Genomic DNA, 23,345 nt, shown 5'->3' with positions numbered 1-23,345 from the left:
TATGATACCCGAAGTCAGAAAGGCATATAATCAACAGTTTACAGACGACCGCTACCAGGCGTTCCTGGAAGGTATAGCACAGGATGCCGGCATTGCGCCCGCATTCCGGGTGGCCGAAACACCGGTGTTTGTACCTGCCGACCTGACCAGCAAATTAATACAGGCCTGTGAAGAGATCGTTAATGTGATCCTGCGGCCAGACTTTAAATCGATTACACAGGACGCCATCCCGGCAGACCTGAAAGTGCCGCATGAAAATGAACATCCGCACTTTATCGTCATCGATTTCGCCGTATGCCAGGATGAAGCAGGTGCCTATACACCGCAGCTCATCGAGCTGCAGGGCTTTCCTACTATGTACGCCTTCCAGGATGTGATGGCCCGTCAGTTTAAAAACCATTTCGACATACCGGAACAACTGAACAACTTTTTCAACGGCATCGATGAAAAAGCCTACTATCAGCTACTCCGTGAGATGATCGTTGGCAATCTGCCACCCGAAGAAGTAGTGCTGCTGGAAGTAAAACCGGAAGAACAGAAAACCCGCATCGATTTTTATAGTACAGAAAAATATATCGGCATCCGCACGGTATGCCTCACGAAGCTGATACAGGAAGGTAAAAAGCTGTTCTACATGCGCGATGGCGTAAAAACGCCCATCCAGCGCATCTATAACCGTATCATATTCGATGACCTGCAACAGCAGGCCGGCCATCTGGAACCACATGTCAATCTGTTCCAGGACCTCGATGTGGAATGGATCACCCATCCCAACTGGTTTTACCGGATCAGTAAATACACCATGCCTTTCATACACAGTGAATTTGTGCCTAAAAGCTGGTTCCTGCATGAAATACCGGTATTACCCACTGACCTGGAAAACTACGTGTTGAAACCACTGTTTTCCTTTGCCGGCCAGGGTGTGGTGATAGATGTTACCCCGGAAGATATCGACAAGATCAAAGATCCGGAGAACTGGATACTGCAGCACAAAGTAAAATACGCACCAGCCATACAAACGCCCACCGGTCCGGCTATTTGCGAAATCCGGATGATGTACATCTGGCCCGATAGCTCTCCCAGGCCTATCCTGGTGCATAATCTGTCCAGGATCAGCAAGGGAAAGATGATCGGCGTAGGTTTCAACAGTACTGACACCTGGGTAGGCGGCAGTTGTTGCTTTTTTGAGTTTGCTTCATGAGGAAGGATGCTTTTACTTATTCAATTCCTGTAGCAATGCTTCTCTATTGAATTTTTCATTATTAATATTCAGTTCAATTATATCTGCCTGTTTTAAATCCGGAATAATTTTAAGCAGTGCTTCTTTTTTATGATTCCTGATTTTCCTGTTGACATAAAATTCCTGAATGTAAATCTTATCAATACTATTGATGGTAGCCAGTTCGGAAAGGTCTTTCAAATGGAACATATTGATTAATCTCAGCTCTTTTAGCTGTTTCAATTTTGAAAAATCAAACAGCTTTGGGGAATTCAGTTCAAATAAGGATATCCTTTCAATGGCCGAGAAATCACCTAAGAAAGCCAGGTCATTGATGGCTGAGACAGCCGCTATCTCCATGTTTCTTAATGATGGTAAATCAGGTATGACCAGATTTTCACTTTTGGATGTAAACCCCTCCAGTTTTAGGGATTCCAAAGAAAGTTCCTGAAGAAAGTCCAAAGTATTGATCGCGCCTTTGCTGCTAATAGTCAGTTCTTTAATTGATTTACAGTGCGATATGGGCGATAAATCTTTGACGCTCCCCGCAATCAAAAGGCTTTTTAGATTTTTAAGGTTTTGTATAAACTTTAAAGAAATGTTGGTATAGATATACAAGTTTAACCTGTCAATATCATCCATGTTTTGGGCCTTCAGGTGTTCTGTATCTTTCGCACTATTTATCTCAATATCTACTGTCATCATCCTGGTTGTTATATTTACTTTTTAGGAATAGTACTGCTTTTTCGCCTTACATCCTGTTTTAATGGCTTTTTTTGATTGGTTTCGTTCTGTCTTTTCTTCTTCCCAAACATCCACCAGAAAAGCAGCATCACAGTCAGCAGTACCCAGAGAAACGGGTAAATAGATTTTCCTTCCATGACTATTTGCAAACTTATGGACAACTGCCTGTTTTACACAGGCAGTTGTCTGTTCATTGGTAAAATAGTCTGTCTTAAAAAAACTGTTTGCCTACAATGATACCATACAGTGAAAATAAAAACAGTACGATTACAGCCAACAGGTAAAAAGGTTTATACCTGAACTCGATGCCTTTTTTCTTTGCGTATTTGTAATACAGGAAAGTTCCTGCCAGATACAGGCTTGTAAACAGTAGTACTAAATAATTAACTCCCATGATTTTGTTTGGTTAATGGTTTGTGTATTCGTTTTTGATTTGATTTCGATTAATTAGAGCGTTGTTCCAACGTAGCGATTCTTTTTTGCAGATCGATGATATACAAGGTCAACTCTTCTACTTTCTGCAAAAGCTTCCGGTTCATTTCACCAAGATCATGGCCATCCTTGGCCACTTCCGCAGCTGCCGGCATATCGGGCAAATGCTGATGCTGGCTGATATAGTTTTCCACTTCCTGTAAAGAAGGCAGTACATAGTTTTTATTGAAGACGTAGTCTGGCCATTCAGCCGCAGCAACGCTGACTTTTACCCTTTGGGCGAGGACAGTGCCTTTTACGGCTAGTTTAGCCTGGGGAGTATTGGTACCGATACCTACATTACCGTTTGCACCAATATGGAGCAGATTGGTCCAATTAGCATTAAAGCCCTTTTCATAAATCTGCCATGCTTTGCTGGTTGGCCGTACACCATATGAAAAGGTACCCTTCTGTACATCGGATGAGCTTAAATAGTTGGAATAAAAATCTGTATTGGCCGAAATAGAATCCCTTGTAATGTAGACATAGTCATCATTCACTCTCCCTATTCCATTAATGTTTACCAGACTCTGTCTTAAAGAGCTTCCAATGCTAACTCCATTGGGAGTATAGGTAAAACCTCCTATATCTGTAAATGGCAACTTAAATACACGATTATTGTCGAAATCACATTTCAGGCCGTAGTCTGCCGTTTTAGCCAGAAAACCTGTTGGTTCTGTGGTTGTTTGTCCATATGTACCTTCTGTTAAAGGACTATGTATTATATGGGTTGCTTTTAAATAAACACCCCCCCATTTATAATTAGGCCTCACCCATAAGGCATCATTAAACACATAAAACGTGGCTGCAACAGGATTACCAGAGGTACACCGGATTTCCATTCCATCAAACCTACCCACAGTATTATCGAATTTATCAATACGGATCAGGAAGGTTCCTTGCATTTCAAAGGAATTGGCATCTGCCTGAATAGACACCTCAATCATAGATCCATATCTATCAGTATTACTATTTACCTGAGCAATCTTGTAATAATACCAATCATAGGGGCTGCCAGTCGTTTGCGTCGCTCCAATAAACTTCCACGGAACTTCCGTTTGTGCCGATGACACAGCCGGGCAAATAAAACAACAGATAATAAGCCAGAAGCTTACCAATTTGAAATGTTTCATAGGTAAATTATTTAACAGAATATTTAATACTTGAGTGGACAAGGTTAACATGCATTCTTTGACGCCACGAAATAGCATAAAAAATCAAACCCCCACCATCACACAAACGTGTGATTTGTAAAAAATATCCTGCACACAAATACACTGCGTCACCCCATCCTATCTTTAGCATAAACATTTAACTTTATAGTTATATGTCAACTAATCAAGTATCCTATGTTTAGTAATCTTGCCATAGATGTGGCACTGGGGCTGATATTCATTTATCTGCTGTACAGTTTGTTAGCTTCCATTGTACAGGAAATGGCCGCACGGCTGTTCAACGCCCGGGCGCGGGTATTGACCAAAGCATTGCGCCGTTTGCTGGAAGATGATGACCGAAGCGGAGACCTCGGCGTTTTCGGCCGGTACACTTTTTTCAACTGGTTTTATGAGCTGGGCTGGAGTGTGGTCCACTTTTTCACACCTTTTCAGAACAGCCCGTTTCTGAAGAAGTTCTACCAGTCGCCCTCCATCCGTTACCTCGGGGAAAACAGCGCTTCGGCCAGGCCTGCCTACATCAGTCCGCAGATATTTTCACAGACGATGGTGCATCTGTTGCGCGGAACACTGGAGGAAAATCAGTCAGAAACAGCCGCCATCCGCAACAGTCTGACCCTTAATACGCTGCAGCTGGCGCCGGACACGATCACCCATCTGCGGAATCTTTTTGAAGATGCCCATTACGATGTACCTCAGTTCCGGAGCAATATGGAAACCTGGTTCAATGAAACCATGACCCGCGCCAGCGGCTGGTATCGTCGGCAAACACAGGTGTGGCTGCTGATACTCGGGCTGGGCATCGCTGCGGTATTTAATGTGGACACGATCGCCATTGCCCGTATCCTGATGAAAGATAAAAATGTACGGGAGCAGATGGTGCGGCTGGTAGCCAGCCGTGAGCCTTCGTATGCCGCAGTTACGGACACGCTTGCACGAAAAAATATCATGCACCGCGACAGCAGCTATTTCAGGCAGGACACATCTATAAGCATGATGCTAAAAGACACTGCACTCATCGGCGTATACGCTATCCTCCGGCAGGATGCCGGCGACGCTAAAAATGTGCTGGGCATCAGCCGCGATTGTGTAACTGATACCACCGGCGGCAAAAAGGAGCTGCACTGCGGCTTCACGCACCCTTATCAGCAGAATGGCTGGCTGGTACTGGCAGGATGGTGTATTACAGCCCTCGCCATCTCGCTGGGCGCACCTTTCTGGTTCGACTTGCTGGGCAGGGTAGTCAAATTCCGAAACTTGCCGCCACAGCAGTCGGCCGCTAATAACGGGGTATAGTATGCCCTTTAAAGCGTACTTTTGAACCATCCTCTTACCCTTCTTCAAAACACAATTTTATGAAACGCACCCTTTACTCTTCCGGCGCACAATGGGAAAACAAGGTGGGATATTCCCGCGCAGTACGGACAGGCAATACCATCGAAGTATCAGGTACAGTGGCAGTAGATAATGATAAAGTAGTAGCAGAAGGTGATGCCTATGAACAGACACGGTTTGTACTGGCTAAAATAGAATCTATCCTTATATCTGCAGGTGCTACACTGCATGACGTAGTCAGGACCCGCATGTTTGTAACAGACATTTCCCGTTGGGAAGAGTATGGCCGGGCACATGGTGAATTTTTCAAAGCCATCAAACCCGCCACCACCATGGTAGAGGTAAGTAGACTGATAGATCCCCGCTACCTGGTGGAGATAGAAGCGACAGCAACTGTGATGGACAGGATTACTGCTGATTCGCCTGATTCAGGGAGATAAAGCGTAGATGATATCATATATAAGTAAAAGCGCGAAACATAGCCAGGATAATATGTTCTATTGTACTGGTTATGTTTCGCGATTTTAAACAAAAAGTTATTGTACTACTATTCGCACCAATCTTTGTGAATCAGGAGAATCAGCAGTAATCATGATCATCACAGTTGCCAGTTGAGCATACCGCCTGTCAGGTTCTTCACATTGGTGAAGCCCATAGTTTCGAGCAGCATACATGCCTGACCGCTACGGTTGCCGCTGCGGCAGTATACGATTACTTCTTCATCTTTCAGGTGTTCGATTTCATCCACCTGCATTGCCTGTACGAGGCCCAGCGGAATATGAAAGCCACCGATATTAAACTCAGCACGTTCGTGTGGTTCACGAACATCGAGGATGTTCAGTTGTTCACCGTTATCGATGCGCTGTTTCAGTTCTTCTTTAGTGATATTCTGCATGATATTAAGTTTAAGTTCAGTTTAAAAATGGTGGTTTTGATGCTTATTGTTGTGCCGGCACTTGCGCGGAGTCTTTCACCGGTTTGGAGGCAGACAGCCACAGGTCGATACTTTCACCGGCCCTTACCATATTGAAGTCACCGATTTCATTTCTGCGGGTAGGCACCTGCTTGATGATAAACGCATTAGCCGTATCCGTTACACCGGGATCAATGATGATGGTGCCTGCACTCAGGTTGTTGGCATTCAGCATTTCACGGGCTTCCGCAAAGGTGAGGCCTACAAAGTCGGGTACCGGGTTTTCGATGCTGCCGGTGCCGCTGCTGATGATCAGCGTAATGTTGCTGCCTTCAGCGACGGGTGTGCCGGGTTTGACACGTTTGCCATTGAGCAATTGCTGCAATACGGTATTGGTAGCGAAGTCCGGTTTATAGATGGTATCTCCCACATTAAGGCGCACGCTTTTCAGCACCATTTCCGCGCTGCGGAAGGTCAAGCCCTCCAGATCAGGCATTTTCACCATGGGAGCCACCACTTTGTTGACCGTCAGGTAGATCGTTCTGCCGACTTTTACCCGCGCGCCTTTATCGGGAGTTTGTACCCATACAGACAAAGGAGGTATACTGTCTATGTAGATGGAGTCTCTTACATCGGCGTCAAATCCTGCCTTTTCCAGGATGGCCATAGCTTCTTTCACACTTTTCCCCCGCACGTCCGGAACGGTCAGTTCTTCATTATGCCGGGTAATAACGCCCAACAGGGAGAAGAACAACAGTGCCAGCCCAAAAAAGAACGCTACTACGATCAACAGGTTAATTCCGAAAGAGCGTTTGGTAATAAAGTCGAACACGATAATGATTTGTTTTAAAATTACGAATTACCAATTACGAATTACGAATTGAGAACCCCAAATTAAGCATCCGCTTTCATTCGTAATTCATCATTCGTAATGCGTAATTTATTTCTTCATGCATTCTTCCAGTACTTCACCATAAAACGCCTGCAGGGTTTTACCGGCAGCCCTTACCTGTTGTGGTACAAGGCTGTTTTCAGACTGGCCGGGCATGGTGTTGGCTTCCAGGAAGTACAGTTTACCGGTTGCTTCCTCATAGATAAAGTCAATCCGGGTGATCCCTTTACAATTCAGTTTATTGTACAGGGTGGACGCTGTTTTTTGTACCAGTGCCGTAATATCGGCTGATACCGGCGCCGGCGTGATTTCGTTGGACACGCCCGGTGTATATTTCGCTTCGTAGTCGAAGAATTCCTTGCTGCTTACCACTTCTGTGATCGGCAGTACATTCAGGGTGCCGTTGGTTTTGTAAAGACCGATGGTCAGTTCCCTGCCTTTGATAAACTCCTCGATGAGCACCTGATTGTCTTCTTTAAAGGCTTTTTCTATGGCAGCAGGCAGTTCTTCTGCTGTTTTCACTTTAGACATGCCGATGCTGCTGCCTCCTTCCGCCGGTTTCACGAAAACGGGCAAACGCAGTTCCTGGAGGATAGCTGCCGGATCGTGCGGCTGGTCACGGAAAATATGTACGGATTTGGAGACATTCACCACGTTGAGGGCTGCCACCACTTTATTACAATAGCTCTTATTGAAGGTCAGCGCCGAAGTCACCATGCCACAGCTGGTATACGGGATATCCAGCATTTCAAAGTAGCCCTGCAGACGGCCGTCTTCGCCAGGGGTACCGTGGATACCGATAAACACCGCGTCGAATTTTATCTTGCTACCGCCTATATTCAGGGAGAAGTCGTTTTTATCGATTTCATAAACAGTGCCGTCAGTGGCAGTATGGCGCCATCCCTCCCGGGTAACGATGATTTTATATACAGCATATTTGCTGCTGTCCAGGTTTTTCTCTATAGTTTCAGCGCTCTGGACGGATATTACATATTCTCCGGAATATCCACCAGCTACCAAGGCGATGTTCTTCTTCATAAGATAAATTACTATAAGCGGGTAAAGTTAAAGGTTATTTGTTAATTGTCAACAGCCGGTCAGCCGGCGTTTCATTAATTTCCGGCTACCGGCGGAACATGGGCCGCCGGAGGTATAAAAAAGCCGTCCGGAGGCTACCGGACGGCTTTTAATAAGGGGGCTTGCATATATTAGAGGTGCAGTCTGTCTTTCTTAGCCATCAGCTCATCTACTGTTTCCTGGTACATTTCGTCCGGAACACAGCAGTCTACTGGGCAAACAGCAGCACATTGCGGTTCTTCGTGGAAACCCTGGCATTCGGTACACTTGTTCGGCACAATGTAATAGGTATCAACACTGATTGGAGCATTACGCTGATCTGCGTCCATTGGGCTGCCATCCATCAGGGTATAGGAACCTTTTACGGTAGTACCATCGGCCAGTGCCCATTCTACACCACCTTCATAGATGGCGTTATTGGGGCATTCCGGTTCACAAGCGCCGCAATTTATACATTCATCTGTTATCTTAATTGCCATAGAGTAAACTTTTTTAGTAGTAAGCCATTAATTTTGCAAAAATAAAAATTCCCGGTTTAATTAAATCAAATATTTATAACAGTTTCATGAACATAGCAGAAAAAGAAGCAGCATTGGTACGCCTGGGGCAGTATTTGGCGGGCAACAGTACGGAGTTGACAGCAGTAAAGGAACGTGCTTACTTGGCCAATGGCTGGTTCACCCCTGCATTTATTGATAAATCCATTGACAGCATCTGCCAGTACTACCTGGAACCGGCAGCACTGCAGGCCTGGCTGCAGCAGTACCCCGCCACGGCCGGGGAACGGGCACCTAAAAAGGTGGGTATCGTAGTGGCCGGCAATATCCCCCTCGTCGGGTTTCACGACTGGCTGTGCGGATTCATCAGCGGCCACCACATCAAAATGAAGCTCTCCTCCAAAGATGAGGTACTGATGCGTCATATCCTTGACAAAATGACCGAATGGTACCCGGAACTGGCCGAACAGACGGAAATACTGGAAATCCTGAAAAACTGCGACGCCTACATCGCTACCGGCAGCAACAACTCCGCCCGGTACTTCAACTACTACTTTTCCAAATACCCGCATATCATCCGGCATAACCGGACCTCTGCCGCCATCCTGACCGGCCAGGAAAGCCCTGCCGAACTGGAAGCACTGGCAGATGACGTGATGCTCTACTTTGGCCTGGGATGCCGCAACGTGACCAAGGTAATGGTGCCCGAAGGGTACGACTTTGAGCCGCTGCTCAAAGCCCTCGGCAAATACGACTACCTGGCTGACCATCACAAGTACAAAAACAACTACGATTATAACCTGGCCCTGTTCCTGCTCAATAGCAGCGCTTATCTGACTAATGGCAGCATCCTGCTTCATGAGGCAGCTTCCCTGTTTTCGCCGCTCAGCGTACTGCATTATGGCTATTATAAAGACATGCAGCAGCTCCGGGAGGATATGACCGCCCAACCAGACCTTCAGTGCCTGGTAGGGCAGCAGTTTACCCCTTTCGGTAAAGCCCAGCAGCCTTCCCTGTCAGATTATGCCGATGGCGTGGATACCCTGGCATTCCTGCTGGAACTGTAATCATACTAAGATTTTGAAGATCAATAAAAAACAACGAGCGAAGACCAGACCAGGCCTTCGCTCGTTGTTTTTATTGAATATTTTTTTCGTTCCTACTGCTTTGTGCTTTCGGTAAAGTAACTTTTTGTCAAGCTTTTTGTTATATTGTCATTGCCCTGTGTTATCCTGTCAGCCTGTTTTTTAGCTGTATTTAACGATTGACATAAAAATCTGTTAAAGTAAATATGCCATTGTTGGTTTCATTCGCTACCGCTACTAAATTTGTATCAAGGGCATATAAATTGATCTTATCTACGTTATTAAAAATATACATTATTTAGTATCACAACGCTAAACACACTATAATATGAAATTCAAGCAAATTGTTACGACAGTGTTGATCAGTGCTGTTACTGCCGTTGCTGCCATATTTGTGTATGGCAAATACTTTGAAGGCAGGCGCCCGGGCATTTTTCAAAACGGTTCCAATGACATCCCCGTAAACTATGCAAGGTATAACATGCCCGGTACCGACAGCAAAGCCAACGCCGTACCCCCCTCCGATTTTGTGACTGCCGCCAGAACAGCCGTTCCCGGCGTAGTCCATATCAAAACAAAAATCAATCCCCGACAGGTAACCAACGGACTTCAGAAAAGACGCAGCATCCTGCAGGACCTCTTTGGTGACGAATTTTTTGGCGATGAATTCAACGGAGGCGGAGATGGCCGCCGCTATTATGTCCCCGGCCAGATGGCTTCCGGCTCCGGTGTATTGATCTCTGATGACGGCTATATCGTGACCAACAATCACGTAATTGCTGATGCTGACGAAATCACCGTTTCCCTGGCCAATGAAAATAAAACCTTCAAGGCCAAACTGGTGGGCACTGACCCCAGCACCGATCTCGCGGTGATCAAGATCCCAGCCAAGAACCTTCCTTACATGCTGTATGGCAACTCTGATAACGTGGATATCGGTCAATGGGTGCTGGCTGTCGGTTACCCCCTTAACCTCGACGCAACCGTTACCGCCGGTATCGTCAGCGCCAAATCCCGCTCTATCGGTATCAATAAAAGCGGTGGCAGAATCAATAACTCCATAGAATCATTTATACAGACCGATGCTGCGGTGAACCAGGGTAACAGCGGCGGCGCACTGGTGAATACTGCCGGTGAACTGGTGGGCATCAACTCCGCTATCGCGTCTCCGACCGGCTCTTACGCAGGTTATTCCTACGCTATCCCGGTAAACCTTGTCAGGAAAGTGGTGAATGATATCCTGAAATATGGCAGCGTACAGCGGGCTTACCTCGGTGTTAAATATGCCTCTCCGGCTGCAATCGCCGCTATGACAGACGACCAGCTGCGGGAAATCGGTGTAAAACGTGATGTGACCGGCGTGCAGATCACTGAAGTAATGGACAACAGCTCCGCCGCGTCCGCAGGCCTCCGCCAGGGCGATATCATCACTAAAATCAATGGTGTGAATATTGCCGGTTCCTCCCAGATGAGTGAACAGGTGGCCCGTTACAAACCAGGTGATAAGATCAGCATCACCTATCTGCGTGGCGATAAGGAATTCACCAGCAGCAACATTACGCTCCGTAACCTGCAGGGCAATACCGATGTGGTGAGGATCACCAGCCTCGACAGACTGGGCGCCGACCTCTCTGAACTTTCCAAAGAAGAGGCCACCAGCATTGGTGTAAAAGGTGGTGTCAGGGTAAATGATATCAGTACCGGTATCCTTAAAAAACAGACCAGCATGGTCCCCGGTTTCGTTATCCTGAAGGCCGGTAACACAACGGTTACTTCTGTCAACACGCTTAGCTCCATCCTTGATAAGGAGAAAAATATACAACTGGTAGGTTTCTATCCGCAGAGAGGTGGCAATATCTACTATTATAATATCAATACTGCTGGTGCAGGTGCAGAAAACCTGTAATACGCCGGCACCTTTTTAAAAGAAAGCCCCGTTTCAATACGAAACGGGGCTTTTCTTTTAAAAAAGTACAAGTAAAGTCTGGACAAACTAACAAGTAATAGCTAGATCTATGAAAACCCATAATGAAAATAAGATAAGTATATGAGGTTCGGTTACATGACCTCGTGAACAGTATATTCCATACAGGGAACGCACAAAAAAGCCGGTTAAGCGCAAGGCCACCGGCTCAAAATCTTCAGTGTCAGACAAGCTTACAGGTTGATCACTCCTTTCAGCTGGGTGAAAAACTCGTCTTTTTTGCGGGAAGAAATCGGAATATTTTTCTGGTCGCTCATCACCACGGCGGTGCCTAATCCTTTGATAATCTTCACAATGTGGTGAATATTGATCAGGAAGGATTTGTGTACCCGGTAGAATCCCTTGTCCGACAACATTTCCTCATATTCCTTCAGGGATTTGGAGATCAGATGGGACACGTTGTTGATCAGCTGTATTTTGGTATAGCTATCGAAGGCTTCGCAGTAGATAATGTCCTTCAGGTCAATGACGTTATAGCCGTCATTCACGGGGATGACTATCTTGGAGAAGGCGTTATCGTTGTTTTTAACGTAGTCTTTCAGAATAGAAGCCAGTTCGTTCAGTCTTCCTTTCTTGCTTTTCTTGACTTTTTCCAATGCGTCTTCCACCTCGCTCACCTTAATTGGTTTGAGCAGGTAGTCTAATGCCGCAAATTTGATGGCTTGTAAAGCGTATTCCTGGAAGGCAGTGATAAAAATAACCTCAAAGTTCAGCACAGGGAACATTTCCAGCAACTGGAAACCATTATGCGGAGGCATCTCAATGTCCAGGAACAGTACGTCAATGGGGTTGTTTTTAATCATTTCTGCCGCCTCATTGATATTCTGCGCTTCCCCGACTACAGTAACATCTTTACAATAGTTTTCCAGAATATTGCGCAAAATATGAATGTTGCGGACTTCATCGTCTACAATGGCAGCTTTTATATTACTCATAACATCTTAACAATGGGAATCAGAATTTCAACTAAGGTACCTTCCTTATTGCCGAAACCAGATTTAAATTTATCAATAATTTCTAACTTTCCAACACTTCCATTAAAAGATTTTATAATCTGCAACCTTTCCTTTATCACGCTCAGTGCGGTAGATTCGTGTTTTATCAGCCGCGAGCTTTTGATACTATTGGACTTGTCCCAGCCAATTCCGTCGTCGTCCACGGAGCAATAGAGCAGATCATCCACCATTTCTATCCGGATTTCCAGGTAACCGGCGCTGTTCTTCGGCGCCAGCCCGTGTTTAATAGCATTTTCCACAATTGGCTGGATAATCATGGGGGGGATATATATAGTGTAATCTTTCAATGACTCTTCCATAATGAAATGGTAGGTAAAGGAGTGCGCAAAACGGATCTTCTCCAACTCGAGGTAACGGGTCAGGAAAGCGATCTCCTCTTCCAGCGAAATATAGGATTTCCTGGAATTATTGAGCATCTGGCGCATCAGGGTGGCAAAATCTGCGAGGAAGTTGAGCGCCTGCTTCTCCTCTTTCTCCAGGATCAGGTGCTGCACCGAGTTGAGCGAATTGAAGATAAAATGCGGGTTCATCTGGTTGGTCAACGCTTTGGCTTCCAGTTCCGCAATACGGCGGTTGTATTCCGTCTTTCGCTTTTCCGCCTGTTTGATCCGTTTCACGATGAAACGCAGTACGACCAGGATAGCCAGCAGTCCCGCCAGGAGGAGAATGCCGCGGGCCCACCATTGCTGGTACCATTGTGGCAGGATATTGACATTCAGGCTAAGCGGCTTGGACCAGTCGCTTTTATATTTGCGTGCCCGCACCATCAACTTGTAATTACCGGGCTGCAGGTCGGGGAACGGAATAATATTGGACATGGTGGTGACCCATCCGTTGGTGGTGTCTCCTGAAAAATTATACTGGTATTCCACCAGTTCCGGCAGGTCGAACACGATGGTGCCGAATTCTGCCTCGAAAGAAGCTTTCCGCTTATAGAGATGTACGAAGTTGTCTCCCGGTATATAGGTACTGTCGCCATACCGGATGTTGCTAAGGTAGATCACCGGCGGCACGGTATCCACCGGCAGATGGTCTCCCTTAAAATAACAGAGGCCGTTGGAAGTAGCGATATACAGGATGCCATCGTCGTAATAAACACCCCGGATATCGTCAGACATGAGCCCGTCGTTGGAGGTGATGTTACGGTCAATGCGCTGTTCTTTTACATTAATCACAGAAACGCCTTTATTGGTGGCCACATACAGCTTCTGGTGACCATCATAATAGAGTTGCTGGCAGATATCACTGGCGAGGTTATTGGCGGATGACAGGTGTTTGATGACCGTATCGCCGTGCATCACGTAGATGCCCTGATCGCTGGTGCCTATCCACAGGTAACCATCGATCCATTTCAGGTCTTTGATGCTGAGTTTGCGTAAGGAATCGTTGGTGGCCGGTTTCAGCGTTCGGGTACCGTCGGTGCAGGTAAACAGGCCATTGCTGGTACCCACGAAATACATGGAATCGTTGACGCTGGCGATGGAAGTAACGATCATGTCCAGGTCGCCGATCACATAATCATCCAATGCGATGACCTGGTTTTTCGCTGCTATCCTGATTTTCCCGGCGGGGGAGATATCCACGTCTTTCAGCATTTTTACCGCTTTCAGCTGAGAAGCTTTCTGGGAAGCGGTATTAAACAGTACCAGGCCGTTGTCTGTTCCGATCAGGACTTCATTTTCCTTGTAGGGCAAAATGGAGAGCAGGCTATTGCGGCCACTGGCAGTATCGAGCGTGAATTGCCGGGTGACGCCGGTGCTGCTGATGGTGTTGAGGATGCCGGCATTTTGCCCGATCAGGAGCATATCTGTTTTTTTGTCCTTAGAGATGCTGAAGATGGAGTGGGAATATAGTCCGTTGGTATTGTCGAGATAGCTGAAGTAAAAATTTTTGTAGGGGATATTGTACACGCCATCGCCGAAGGTGGTGATCCAGATATTACCATCGCGGTCTTTCAGCAAGGAGGTAATATTGTGGTTATCGAGGAGTTTGGTGATTTTTTTATCTCCCTTAAAAAAACCTTTGATATAGTACAAAGCGCGCTGGGTACCGATCCAGAGGTTATCGTTATCGATGCAGAGGTTACTGATTTCGTCTTTAATGCCCCAGTCGGCGCCGTTGAAGAAGCAGCTTATTTTCTGGGGAGCGTAGGTGTACAGGGAATTACGGACCATCAATATCGGACCATTGCGTACCGCATCCGCATTTTCGTTGTCAAACGGGTAAGGGCATATGGAGGATATTTCCTGAAGAAGGTTAGTCGGATCACGGAGGTTCCCTACATGAAAGGCCTTTTGCAATGGGCGGAATACCTTGCCATTACGGAGCAGGTAGAGGAAGTTGGTTTCGATGTCACGCTTATCGTATTCAGTGTTTTTACCGTTATAGGTGACAATGCGGTTATTGGAATTAAAAAAATACACATAGCGGGCATCGCCCTCAAAAGCGTATTGCATATAATGGCTCCGGCCATTAAATTTCAGGGAGGGGTCATTCTCCTCGTTATGGATATAGGTATGGTCGTAAAAGGAGAGTTTTCCGTTGAGTGTAAAAAACCATAATCTTCCTTGTGAGTCAGCGGCGAGCTTGACCACATCGTTATCGGGGAGGCCGTCTTTTTTGGCGTAGTTACGAAAACGTTTGCCATCGAACTTACTGACACCGGTGGGTGTAGCAAACCAGATGAATCCGTCTTTATCCTGTACGGCGGCATAAACAGTAGCGTTAGCCAACCCATCTTTTACATTGTAGTTGCGGATCATCAGGCCCTGGGCCTGTGCGTTGTAACCTGTGCAAAAGATGACCAGCCACCATAACAGTATGAAACGGGTAATGGACATCAATGATGAATTACGAATTACAAATTACGAATTACGAATGCGGGCTGCCAATGACAGTAGGTCCGTTAACAGTTGGTCATTTGTAATTCCATTAATTACAAATTACGAATTACGACTACAAACGGCTTTCATTCGTAGTTCGTAATTCGTAATCCGTAATTGATTTTAGTATGCTCTTGCAAACAATACCCGTTCTTTGGATGGTTTACCCGAGAAGACGCAGGTGCCTGCTTCCTGAGGGTTGTCCAGTGGTATACAACGGATGGTTGCTTTTGTCAGTTCTTTGATTTTCTCTTCCGTTTCAGCGGTACCGTCCCAATGGGCAGATACGAAGCCTGTTTTTTCATCCAGTACTTTCTGGAATTCCTCGAAAGTATCTACGCGGGTGATGTGTTCATCCCGGTAGGTCAGGGCTTTGGTGAAGAGTTGCTGTTGGATTTCCTCCAGCAGTTCACCGATACGGCCTGCCAGTCCGTCGAGGGAGAGGCTCATTTTCTCTTTCGTATCGCGGCGGGCCACTTCAGCCACATTATTTTCGAGGTCTCTCGCGCCGATGGCTATACGAACAGGTACGCCTTTCATTTCGTATTCAGCGAATTTCCAGCCTGGGCGGTTATTATCGGAGTCGTCGTATTTCACGCGGATACCGGCTTTTTTCAGTTCCGCCACGATCACGTTAACTTTTTCGTCGAGTGCTGTTTTCTGGTCCGCGCCTTTATAGATAGGTACGATCACCACCTGGAGGGGAGCGATGCGGGGAGGCAGTACCAGGCCCTGATCGTCGCTGTGTACCATGATAAGGCCACCGATCAGGCGGGTAGATACGCCCCAGGAGGTAGCCCATACGTAGTCCAGTTTATTTTCCTTGTTGGAGAACTGTACATCGAAAGCTTTCGCGAAGTTCTGGCCGAGGAAGTGGGAAGTACCTGCCTGCAGGGCTTTACCGTCCTGCATCAGCGCTTCCACGCAATAGGTGTTGACAGCGCCGGCAAATCTTTCGCTGGCGGTTTTTACGCCACGGATAACCGGTACCGCCATGTATTGCTCGGCGAATTCAGCGTAGATATGCAGCATCTGTTCTGTTTCCGCGACCGCTTCTTCCGCTGTAGCGTGGGCGGTGTGGCCTTCCTGCCAGAGGAATTCGGCCGTGCGGAGGAAGAGGCGGGTGCGCATTTCCCAGCGTACCACGTTGGCCCACTGGTTGATCAGCAGGGGCAGGTCACGATAAGATTGGATCCAGTCCTTATAGGTGTTCCAGATGATTGTTTCAGAAGTGGGTCGAACGATCAGTTCCTCTTCCAGTTTAGCTTCCGGGTCTACTACTACCCCACCGCCATTGGGGTCATTTTTCAGACGGTAGTGGGTTACCACGGCGCATTCCTTGGCGAAGCCTTCCACGTGGGCAGCTTCTTTGCTGAGGAAACTTTTGGGGATAAACAGCGGGAAATAAGCGTTCTGGTGACCGGTTTCCTTGAATTTGCTGTCCAGGACGTCGCGCATGGCTTCCCAAAGCGCATAACCATATGGTTTGATCACCATACAGCCTCTAACGGCAGAGTAATCTGCCAGACCGCCTTTCACCACCAGGTCATTGTACCATTTCGAATAATCTTCCGAACGGGCTGTGATCTCTTTACTCATAAATAAAAATACTAATTTATATTCCTTTATCTTTTAGCTAAAAATTATCAAATTTGTCTAGTCAAAATTATCTTCCGGCTGGCCGGAAAAAGGTTTCAAACTGGCGTAGTTTTTGTCTCAAATATTTAAAAAGAAAATGTTACAAACCTACATGAAAATCATAAAGGTGCAAATAGTCCGGCCAAAATAAAATAACCCGTACTGTAATTGTAACTTTGTTCCCTAATATCCGTTATAAAATTGTAAATTTACTATATAAATCACGCTAAAAATATATTTCAAATGAAACCTATACTATACATTGCACTGGCTGGTTCGTTCGCTCTGGGCGCATGTTCCAGCACATACAAGACGGCCCAGACACCGGACGATGTATATTATTCACCTCGCCAGCAACAGCGTACCTATGCTTCCAACAACGGTTCCAACGGTAATTCTGTACAGGATGAGAACGGCAGATATACAGATGCGCCCGATGACGGCGGCACTTATGTGACCTACGATGATGATCAGGGTGATTATCAACGCAGGATCAACCGTTTTGGCAGCAACGCCGGTACTTACAACGGCGGATACTGGGATGGTTATAATGCGGCCAGCAACATGTACATGGGCAGTGGCTTCGGTTATGGCTATGGCCCGTACAGCAGCTTCGGTTACAGCAGCCTCTGGGGCCCTTCTATGAGCATGGGCTTCGGTTGGGGTTACGGTGGCTTCTACCGTCCCTGGAGCTATGGCTTAGGCATGGGCTGGGGTGGTTATCCTTACATTGGTTCCTACTGGCCTTACTATGGCGGCGGTTACTACGGCCATTATCCCTATTATGCAGGTGGTTACTATGGCGGTGGTTATTATGGTGGCGGCCACTACGGTGGTGGTTACTATACCCGTCCAGCCAACTCTTACGGACCGGTTAGAAACAACAACGAACGTATCTCCCGCTCCAATTACACCAACAACAGCGGTGGCAACAGTGGCGGCGGTGGTTACTACCGTCCTTCAAGAGGTGCAACAGCGCCGGTGAACGGTGGAGGCAATGGCAACTATGTGCCATCCAACACAGACCGTCCGCGCCGTGTGTTCCAGCAGTCCAGCTCAGAAAGACCAGTTATCTCCCGTCCTTCCTATGACAATGGCGGCGGTAACTACAATAATAACGGTGGCAACTATTCCCGCCCATCCCGTGTGGAATACTCCCGTCCTTCCGCGCCTTCTCCGGCACCCAGCTACTCAGCACCGAGTGGCGGCGGACGCAGTAACTCCGGCGGCGGTGGTGGTGGCGGTGGCTACACCCGTCCTTCCAGAGGCGGACGTTAATACCTAACGAATTCAAGATAAGCGTAGCAAAAAAACTACGCTTATCTTTTTATAGGACATAAGTTTTCCTGTTTGTGAACGTTATATCTGTCGCAGCACGTTATTCATCAGACATTCTGCCAATACATCTCAATTTTTAAGTTTATAGTATTATGATTAAAAGAATTTACCCTCTTTTAGGAGGACTCTTTTTATCCGTTACCGCAATGGCGCAGAGCTCGAATGATGCGCTGCTCTATTCCCCGAATCAGCCATTCGGGACTGCAAGAGCACAGTCACTGGGAGGCGCAGGCATAGGCCTGGGCGGCGACTACTCCTCAGCACACTCTAACCCGGCCGGCATCGGCATGTTCAAAACCGGTGAGTTCCTCATCTCCGCCGGCTTAGGTCTGACCAACAACACCTCCAATTACCTCGGTAATAACCTGCTGGACAACAAAGGCAACAAGACCAACTTCCAAATGCCCAGCGTTGGCGTGATCTTCGCCACCAACAAAGGCACCGGCGAAAATGCCTGGAACAACGTCACCTTCTCCCTCGGTTATACCCGTATGGCCAACTATAACAACAAAATAGCCGTAGCTGGTTATAACGACAAGTCATCTTTCTCCGATAGCTGGGTAGACCAGATGTGGCAGGAAAATGCACAAGGACTGAAGGACAACTACCCGCTGGGTGGCAGCCTCGGCTACCGCGCCGGCCTGATAGACCTGTTCAAGCATACCGACGGCAGAGAAGAGGTGATGAGCAATGCATCCCCGCAACGCCCAACCAACAGCCCTACCGATTACCTGACGGCCGTTCAGCAACGGGGCATCCTGGAAACACGGGGAGGCCTGAACGAATTTGCTTTCGCAGTAGCCGGCAACTACGGTAACCGTTTATACATTGGCGGTAGTATCAATGTCCCCAATGTTAATTACCGTGAGGACTTCACCGTGATGGAAGATGATGCCACCAACAACGGCGGCAACCGTCCCAATAACGATTTTGGATATTTTGACTACCGGCAGTACCTGAAAAGGACCGGTCTCGGTATCGGCGCTAAAATAGGCGTGCTTTACAAGGCTACTCCCCGCTTCCGTCTGGGTGGCGCTTTCCACACACCTACCTACTATAGCCTGCATGACAGCTATACCGCCGACATCGATGTAAACACGGAAAATTACATGGGCAAACAGTATGTTCACTCCAATGACGTGACCAACGGTTATCCCGTAGAATACGATTACAACTACGTTACGCCGCTCCGCGCCATGGCCGGTGTTACCTATTTCTTCGGCGATATCACCCATGTGAGCAACACACAGGGCTTCATCACCGCTGATTATGAGTATGTGAACCAGTCTTCCGGCAAATTCAAAATGAGCAACGCCCGTAATGACGAGAAAGTACTGAACGAAAATATCAGTGCTATCTACAAAGCCGTTTCCAATGTGCGTGTAGGCGCCGAATTGAAATTCGCTACGCTCTACGCCGTAAGGGCCGGTTTTGCGTGGTATGGCAATCCATACAGCAACGACACTTACAACGCCAATACCGACGGTTCCCGTAAAGTATACAGCGCCGGTCTCGGATACCGCAACAAAGGCCTGTACGCCGACCTGGCCTACAGCTACACACAGGGCAATGACCGCTACCGCCTGTATACCAGCACCGTTCCTGCCCTGACACCTGCCGCCGCCACACTGGATTACACCAGAAGCAACGTGGTGCTGACGATGGGATTGAAATTTTAATCGTCGATTCCCAGGTTCCCAGGGCTAAAGCCCTGGGCTACGATGTTGTTCAAAGTCTTTAGGATGCCAGGGGGGTGAGTTTTGGTTATGAGGTTTAATTGAATAAGTGAAGGGAGCGTTCGGAAGTGAAGCCTGGCTATGATATTAAATAATGAAATGCGCGCAAGGGAGAGCCTTGGGCTATGATAAAAAAATAAGCTGGCCTTGAAGGCCAGCTTATTTTTTATGCGGAGGATAAAGTTTGATTTAAGATTGAAAGCCACTATAGCTTTTGTTGAAGCCAGCGGAGCATAACGTTAGTGATGATCAGGATGGTTGTTGCAGTTGTGCCTGCAGCCAGTCAACGATCACCTCCGGATAGCGGGGATCGAACCAGTGGTATTCCGTGTCTTTGCGGAACCAGGTCAGTTGTCTTTTGGCGTATTGGCGTGTATGTGTTTTGATATCTTCCACTGCCTTTTCGAGGGACAGTTTGCCATCGAAGTGGTCAAATATCTCCTGATAGCCTACTGTGCGCAAAGCATTGTGTTGCCGGTAAGGCACCACGCTTTCTACTTCAGCGATCAAGCCGGCGTCCATCATGAGGTCTACCCGTTTGTGGATGTTTTCATGCAACAGTTCTTTCGGCAGGTTGACACCGATTTTGATCACCCGGAAATCCCGCTGTGCTTTGGTGGCGGTGCGGAAAGTGATGATAGAATGGCCGGTAGCTTCCAATACTTCCAGCGCCCGGATAAGCCGTTGCGGGTTTTGTGTTTCCGCGCCGGCGTAAAATGCGGGGTCGCGCAGTTGTAGCTGTTCCTGCAGCCAGGCCAGGCCATGTTCCTCGTATTGGGCATTGAGCCGTTCACGGATACCCGGCGGGATGGCAGGCATATCATCGATGCCTTCGCAGAAAGCGCGGATATACAGGCCGGTGCCGCCGCACATAATGGCCACGTCGTTGTCCCGGAAAATTTCGCGGGCATATTGCAGGGCCAGTTGCTCGTAGATACCGGCGTTTACTTCTTCCCGAATGGAGTGGGAGTCAATAAAGTAGTGCGGGACAGCCGCCAGTTCCTCCGGGGTAGGTTTAGCCGTACCGATGCTGATTTCCCGGTAACATTGCCTGGAATCGGCAGAGATCACCGAGGTGTGGTACAATTGCGCTAACCGTATAGCCAGCGCCGTTTTACCGGAGGCCGTGGGGCCTGCTATGATAATGACTGTTTTCAGGTTAGATCAGTTGCTAGAAGTTATTTTCATTTTCCTCTTCAGCGCCACCGCCAAATTCATCAGCGCCGTCGTTGGTTTCCTCTTCCCCTTCCTCGCCGAAGCCGTCTTCGTCCATGCCTTCTTTGTTGAGGTCATATTTCTCTTCCATTTCCACGAGCTTATCGCCTACGAGGCCTTTAGTACCGTATTGGCTGGGGGCCAGGCCTTCCTTGCGTACGCACACAGGATAGGTCAGTTTAGCGTTCTCATCTTTGGAAACACCAATCAGTTCTACGAGAAAAGACCAGTTTTTGGCAAAATCGTAGAGGTAGATGAATTTTTGGTTGGGTGCTTTCACTGCGGCGGCGATAGTCGTTTCCGACATGAGCAACGGTTCCACTTTACGGGGCTGTTTATCTTCCTGCAGGATGATTTCCCGGCCGCGTTGCCAGTTATCGTTACTACGGAAGAAGGTAGCACCGTGTTTGGTATCAAATTCAAAAGCCTGCAAAATGGCCGTATGTAATGCTAAAAAAGTCTGATTCGGCTTAATGGAAATGTCTCTGTAAACACTTTCATCTTCTTCCCAGTATACTCTGAATTTCAAAACCGGCATGACAATTTGGTTATAAGTTAGATAAATATATTAATTCCCAACGCGTGGTCAAGGGCGCTGATAACAATTAATCGTTTCTTAATTCTGGTTATGTAAAATTACCAATTTTATTTAACTGGGGTAAGGTCCAGGGCTTTTGCTTTTTCCAGCAAAAAAGCGTAGGCAGCTTCGTAGGTGTTAGGTATTTCACCGTCGAGGATAGCCTCCCTGATAGCATTTTTGAGGTCACCCACCACCCGGCCGGGTTTCAGATCGAACGTCTCCATGATCATTTCACCGGTAACAGGTGGTTGCCAGTTGCGGATACGATCGCTTTCCTCCACTTCCTTCAGCCTTTTACGCACCAGTTCAAAATTCTCCAGATAACGTTTCACCTTGGATTTGTTTTTGGAGGTGATATCGGCTTCGCAGAGCATCATGAGCGCTTCGATATCATCGCCGGCATCGAACAGGAGCCTGCGGATAGCCGAGTCCGTTATATTTTCCTTGGTGAGGCTGATCGGGCGCAGGTGGAGCTCCACCAGCTTTTTGACCAGCTTCATTTTATCATGCAGTGGTAATTTGAGCCTGGTAAAGATACGGGTCACCATCTTCCCTCCCACCGCATCGTGTCCGTGGAAAGTCCAGCCGTGGCCCGGCTCAAATTTTTTGGTGGCCGGCTTACCGATATCGTGCAGCAGTGCAGCCCAGCGGAGCCAGAGATCTCGGGTATGAACGGAGATATTGTCCACCACCTGTAGGGTATGGTAGAAATTATCCTTGTGTCCTTTGCCCTCATACATTTCCACCCCTACCATGTCTATCATCTGGGGGAAGATGATTTTAAGCAGACCGGCCTTATAGAGCAGGTCGAGTCCCACAGAGGGTTTGGGGGAGAGCATGATTTTATTGAATTCGTCGGATATCCGTTCCTGTGTGATGATACGGATACGTTCCGCATTTTCCTGGATAGCCTTAAACGCCTCATCACTGATGGTGAACTGCAGCTGGGATGCGAAGCGGATAGCGCGCATCATGCGCAGGGGGTCGTCGCTGAAAGTCTGGGCCGGCTCCAGGGGGGTACGGATCAGTTGTTTATCCATATCGGCCATTCCGCCGAAGGGGTCTATCAGGGTACCATAGTCCACGTCTCTGAGGCTGACAGCCAGTGCGTTGATCGTAAAATCGCGGCGGTTCTGGTCATCTTCGAGTGACCCGGCCACCACTTCGGGGTTTCTGGATTCCCGGCGGTAGCTTTCTTTGCGGGCGCCAACGAATTCGATTTCAAATTCGTGCCATTTCACTTGTGCCGTGCCGTAGGTTTTAAAGAAGCTGACCGGGATATTGTCGCCCAGGGCTTCAGCCACCTTGTGTGCCAGGGTGATGCCGTCTCCCACACACACAATATCCATGTCTTTTGTTCTTCTTCCCAGTATTTTATCGCGTACGAAGCCTCCGATCAGATAGGCGGGCACGCCCAGTTCGTGGGCTGCCAGCGCAATCTTCTCCAACACTTTCCGTTCCTGCAGAGAGCAGGGAATGTCTAATGGCTTGCTGCTGATCATATTAAAATTTTGTTCCTTTCTCCGAAATCAGGGCGCAAATGTAATAAAT

At 47.6% G+C, this 23,345-nt stretch carries 20 protein-coding genes; 7 read left to right on the top strand and 13 right to left on the bottom strand.

The window, feature by feature from the left end; genetic code table 11:
• Position 1: 1 nt before the first annotated feature.
• A complete protein-coding gene (locus HHL17_RS12175) occupies positions 2–1,201 on the top strand; it encodes a hypothetical protein (protein ID WP_169224983.1) in 1,200 nt (399 codons plus the stop codon).
• A gap of 12 nt (positions 1,202–1,213) precedes the next feature.
• Here the strand turns inward: HHL17_RS12175 and HHL17_RS12170 are convergent, their stop codons facing one another.
• The 3 genes from HHL17_RS12170 to HHL17_RS12160 all read right to left on the bottom strand — a co-directional run bounded on the left by HHL17_RS12170 (position 1,214) and on the right by HHL17_RS12160 (position 3,567).
• Complete coding sequence (locus HHL17_RS12170; RefSeq protein WP_169224982.1) at positions 1,214–1,924, bottom strand: hypothetical protein; 711 nt, start codon at positions 1,922–1,924, stop codon at positions 1,214–1,216.
• Positions 1,925–2,174: 250 nt separating this feature from the next.
• Positions 2,175–2,357, bottom strand: a complete 183-nt coding sequence (locus HHL17_RS12165) for a hypothetical protein (protein WP_169224981.1) — start codon at positions 2,355–2,357, stop codon at positions 2,175–2,177.
• Positions 2,358–2,406: 49 nt separating this feature from the next.
• Entirely contained in the window at positions 2,407–3,567 is a 1,161-nt protein-coding gene (locus HHL17_RS12160) for a tail fiber protein (RefSeq protein WP_206155968.1), read from the bottom strand.
• A 216-nt stretch (positions 3,568–3,783) separates the two neighbouring features.
• Here HHL17_RS12160 and HHL17_RS12155 point away from each other — a divergent pair, with 216 nt between their 5' ends.
• Entirely contained in the window at positions 3,784–4,902 is a 1,119-nt protein-coding gene (locus HHL17_RS12155; RefSeq protein ID WP_169224980.1) for a hypothetical protein, read from the top strand.
• 59 nt (positions 4,903–4,961) lie between these two features.
• The gene (locus HHL17_RS12150; RefSeq protein ID WP_169224979.1) at positions 4,962–5,381 is read left to right on the top strand and encodes a RidA family protein; all 420 of its coding nucleotides are present in this window, start codon (positions 4,962–4,964) and stop codon (positions 5,379–5,381) included.
• Positions 5,382–5,539: 158 nt separating this feature from the next.
• Here the strand turns inward: HHL17_RS12150 and HHL17_RS12145 are convergent, their stop codons facing one another.
• The 4 genes from HHL17_RS12145 to HHL17_RS12130 all read right to left on the bottom strand — a co-directional run bounded on the left by HHL17_RS12145 (position 5,540) and on the right by HHL17_RS12130 (position 8,302).
• Positions 5,540–5,836: a rhodanese-like domain-containing protein gene (locus tag HHL17_RS12145; RefSeq protein ID WP_169224978.1), complete on the bottom strand. Its 297-nt coding sequence runs from the start codon at positions 5,834–5,836 to the stop codon at positions 5,540–5,542.
• Positions 5,837–5,879: 43 nt separating this feature from the next.
• Positions 5,880–6,686, bottom strand: a complete 807-nt coding sequence (locus HHL17_RS12140) for a PASTA domain-containing protein (protein ID WP_169224977.1) — start codon at positions 6,684–6,686, stop codon at positions 5,880–5,882.
• Positions 6,687–6,794: 108 nt separating this feature from the next.
• Positions 6,795–7,784, bottom strand: coding sequence for a D-alanine--D-alanine ligase (locus HHL17_RS12135; protein WP_169224976.1), 990 nt, complete (start codon positions 7,782–7,784; stop codon positions 6,795–6,797).
• Positions 7,785–7,954: 170 nt separating this feature from the next.
• On the bottom strand, positions 7,955–8,302 hold the full coding sequence (locus tag HHL17_RS12130) for a 4Fe-4S dicluster domain-containing protein (RefSeq protein WP_169224975.1): 348 nt from the start codon (positions 8,300–8,302) through the stop codon (positions 7,955–7,957).
• An 86-nt stretch (positions 8,303–8,388) separates the two neighbouring features.
• Here HHL17_RS12130 and HHL17_RS12125 point away from each other — a divergent pair, with 86 nt between their 5' ends.
• Both HHL17_RS12125 and HHL17_RS12120 read left to right on the top strand, forming a co-directional pair.
• Positions 8,389–9,387 (top strand): acyl-CoA reductase, encoded by a 999-nt coding sequence (locus HHL17_RS12125; RefSeq protein ID WP_169224974.1) that lies wholly within the window; start codon positions 8,389–8,391, stop codon positions 9,385–9,387.
• Positions 9,388–9,733: 346 nt separating this feature from the next.
• The gene (locus tag HHL17_RS12120) at positions 9,734–11,311 is read left to right on the top strand and encodes a trypsin-like peptidase domain-containing protein (RefSeq protein ID WP_169224973.1); all 1,578 of its coding nucleotides are present in this window, start codon (positions 9,734–9,736) and stop codon (positions 11,309–11,311) included.
• Between the two features lie 251 nt (positions 11,312–11,562).
• On the opposite strand, the gene HHL17_RS12115 is transcribed toward HHL17_RS12120, so the two are convergent.
• The 3 genes from HHL17_RS12115 to proS all read right to left on the bottom strand — a co-directional run bounded on the left by HHL17_RS12115 (position 11,563) and on the right by proS (position 16,886).
• Complete coding sequence (locus tag HHL17_RS12115; RefSeq protein WP_078672331.1) at positions 11,563–12,324, bottom strand: LytR/AlgR family response regulator transcription factor; 762 nt, start codon at positions 12,322–12,324, stop codon at positions 11,563–11,565.
• Complete coding sequence (locus HHL17_RS12110) at positions 12,321–15,245, bottom strand: sensor histidine kinase (RefSeq protein ID WP_169224972.1); 2,925 nt, start codon at positions 15,243–15,245, stop codon at positions 12,321–12,323. The genes HHL17_RS12115 and HHL17_RS12110 overlap by 4 nt, the downstream gene beginning before the upstream one ends.
• Before the next feature lie 165 nt (positions 15,246–15,410).
• Entirely contained in the window at positions 15,411–16,886 is a 1,476-nt protein-coding gene (gene proS, locus HHL17_RS12105; RefSeq protein ID WP_169224971.1) for a proline--tRNA ligase, read from the bottom strand.
• A 282-nt stretch (positions 16,887–17,168) separates the two neighbouring features.
• On the opposite strand from proS, the gene HHL17_RS12100 reads away from it, so the two are divergent.
• Both HHL17_RS12100 and HHL17_RS12095 read left to right on the top strand, forming a co-directional pair.
• Positions 17,169–18,203: a hypothetical protein gene (locus tag HHL17_RS12100; protein ID WP_169224970.1), complete on the top strand. Its 1,035-nt coding sequence runs from the start codon at positions 17,169–17,171 to the stop codon at positions 18,201–18,203.
• 206 nt (positions 18,204–18,409) lie between these two features.
• Complete coding sequence (locus HHL17_RS12095) at positions 18,410–19,942, top strand: OmpP1/FadL family transporter (RefSeq protein ID WP_169224969.1); 1,533 nt, start codon at positions 18,410–18,412, stop codon at positions 19,940–19,942.
• A gap of 306 nt (positions 19,943–20,248) precedes the next feature.
• Here the strand turns inward: HHL17_RS12095 and miaA are convergent, their stop codons facing one another.
• The 3 genes from miaA to HHL17_RS12080 form a co-directional block, all read right to left on the bottom strand.
• A complete protein-coding gene (gene miaA, locus HHL17_RS12090) occupies positions 20,249–21,139 on the bottom strand; it encodes a tRNA (adenosine(37)-N6)-dimethylallyltransferase MiaA (protein ID WP_317166571.1) in 891 nt (296 codons plus the stop codon).
• 31 nt (positions 21,140–21,170) lie between these two features.
• On the bottom strand, positions 21,171–21,752 hold the full coding sequence (locus HHL17_RS12085) for an IS1096 element passenger TnpR family protein (protein ID WP_169224968.1): 582 nt from the start codon (positions 21,750–21,752) through the stop codon (positions 21,171–21,173).
• A 107-nt stretch (positions 21,753–21,859) separates the two neighbouring features.
• Positions 21,860–23,296 (bottom strand): CCA tRNA nucleotidyltransferase, encoded by a 1,437-nt coding sequence (locus HHL17_RS12080; RefSeq protein ID WP_169224967.1) that lies wholly within the window; start codon positions 23,294–23,296, stop codon positions 21,860–21,862.
• Positions 23,297–23,345 lie beyond the last annotated feature (49 nt).

Source organism: Chitinophaga fulva (assembly GCF_012927205.1).
Taxonomy (GTDB): Bacteria; Bacteroidota; Bacteroidia; order Chitinophagales; family Chitinophagaceae; genus Chitinophaga; species Chitinophaga fulva.
This window is presented reverse-complemented; position numbering and strand designations above follow the sequence as displayed.

What these genes read in the sequence shown, in the direction of transcription:
- HHL17_RS12110 (WP_169224972.1), bottom strand. Translation starts at nt 15,245, where the DNA reads ATGTCCATTACCCGTTTCATACTGTTATGGTGGCTGGTCATCTTTTGC.
- HHL17_RS12080 (WP_169224967.1), bottom strand. Translation starts at nt 23,296, where the DNA reads ATGATCAGCAGCAAGCCATTAGACATTCCCTGCTCTCTGCAGGAACGG.
- HHL17_RS12130 (WP_169224975.1), bottom strand. Translation starts at nt 8,302, where the DNA reads ATGGCAATTAAGATAACAGATGAATGTATAAATTGCGGCGCTTGTGAA.
- HHL17_RS12170 (WP_169224982.1), bottom strand. Translation starts at nt 1,924, where the DNA reads ATGATGACAGTAGATATTGAGATAAATAGTGCGAAAGATACAGAACAC.
- HHL17_RS12095 (WP_169224969.1), top strand. Translation starts at nt 18,410, where the DNA reads ATGGCGCAGAGCTCGAATGATGCGCTGCTCTATTCCCCGAATCAGCCA.
- HHL17_RS12160 (WP_206155968.1), bottom strand. Translation starts at nt 3,567, where the DNA reads ATGAAACATTTCAAATTGGTAAGCTTCTGGCTTATTATCTGTTGTTTT.
- HHL17_RS12085 (WP_169224968.1), bottom strand. Translation starts at nt 21,752, where the DNA reads ATGCCGGTTTTGAAATTCAGAGTATACTGGGAAGAAGATGAAAGTGTT.
- HHL17_RS12165 (WP_169224981.1), bottom strand. Translation starts at nt 2,357, where the DNA reads ATGGGAGTTAATTATTTAGTACTACTGTTTACAAGCCTGTATCTGGCA.
- HHL17_RS12175 (WP_169224983.1), top strand. Translation starts at nt 2, where the DNA reads ATGATACCCGAAGTCAGAAAGGCATATAATCAACAGTTTACAGACGAC.
- HHL17_RS12120 (WP_169224973.1), top strand. Translation starts at nt 9,734, where the DNA reads ATGAAATTCAAGCAAATTGTTACGACAGTGTTGATCAGTGCTGTTACT.
- HHL17_RS12155 (WP_169224980.1), top strand. Translation starts at nt 3,784, where the DNA reads ATGTTTAGTAATCTTGCCATAGATGTGGCACTGGGGCTGATATTCATT.
- HHL17_RS12135 (WP_169224976.1), bottom strand. Translation starts at nt 7,784, where the DNA reads ATGAAGAAGAACATCGCCTTGGTAGCTGGTGGATATTCCGGAGAATAT.
- HHL17_RS12125 (WP_169224974.1), top strand. Translation starts at nt 8,389, where the DNA reads ATGAACATAGCAGAAAAAGAAGCAGCATTGGTACGCCTGGGGCAGTAT.
- proS (WP_169224971.1), bottom strand. Translation starts at nt 16,886, where the DNA reads ATGAGTAAAGAGATCACAGCCCGTTCGGAAGATTATTCGAAATGGTAC.
- HHL17_RS12150 (WP_169224979.1), top strand. Translation starts at nt 4,962, where the DNA reads ATGAAACGCACCCTTTACTCTTCCGGCGCACAATGGGAAAACAAGGTG.
- HHL17_RS12100 (WP_169224970.1), top strand. Translation starts at nt 17,169, where the DNA reads ATGAAACCTATACTATACATTGCACTGGCTGGTTCGTTCGCTCTGGGC.
- HHL17_RS12145 (WP_169224978.1), bottom strand. Translation starts at nt 5,836, where the DNA reads ATGCAGAATATCACTAAAGAAGAACTGAAACAGCGCATCGATAACGGT.
- HHL17_RS12115 (WP_078672331.1), bottom strand. Translation starts at nt 12,324, where the DNA reads ATGAGTAATATAAAAGCTGCCATTGTAGACGATGAAGTCCGCAACATT.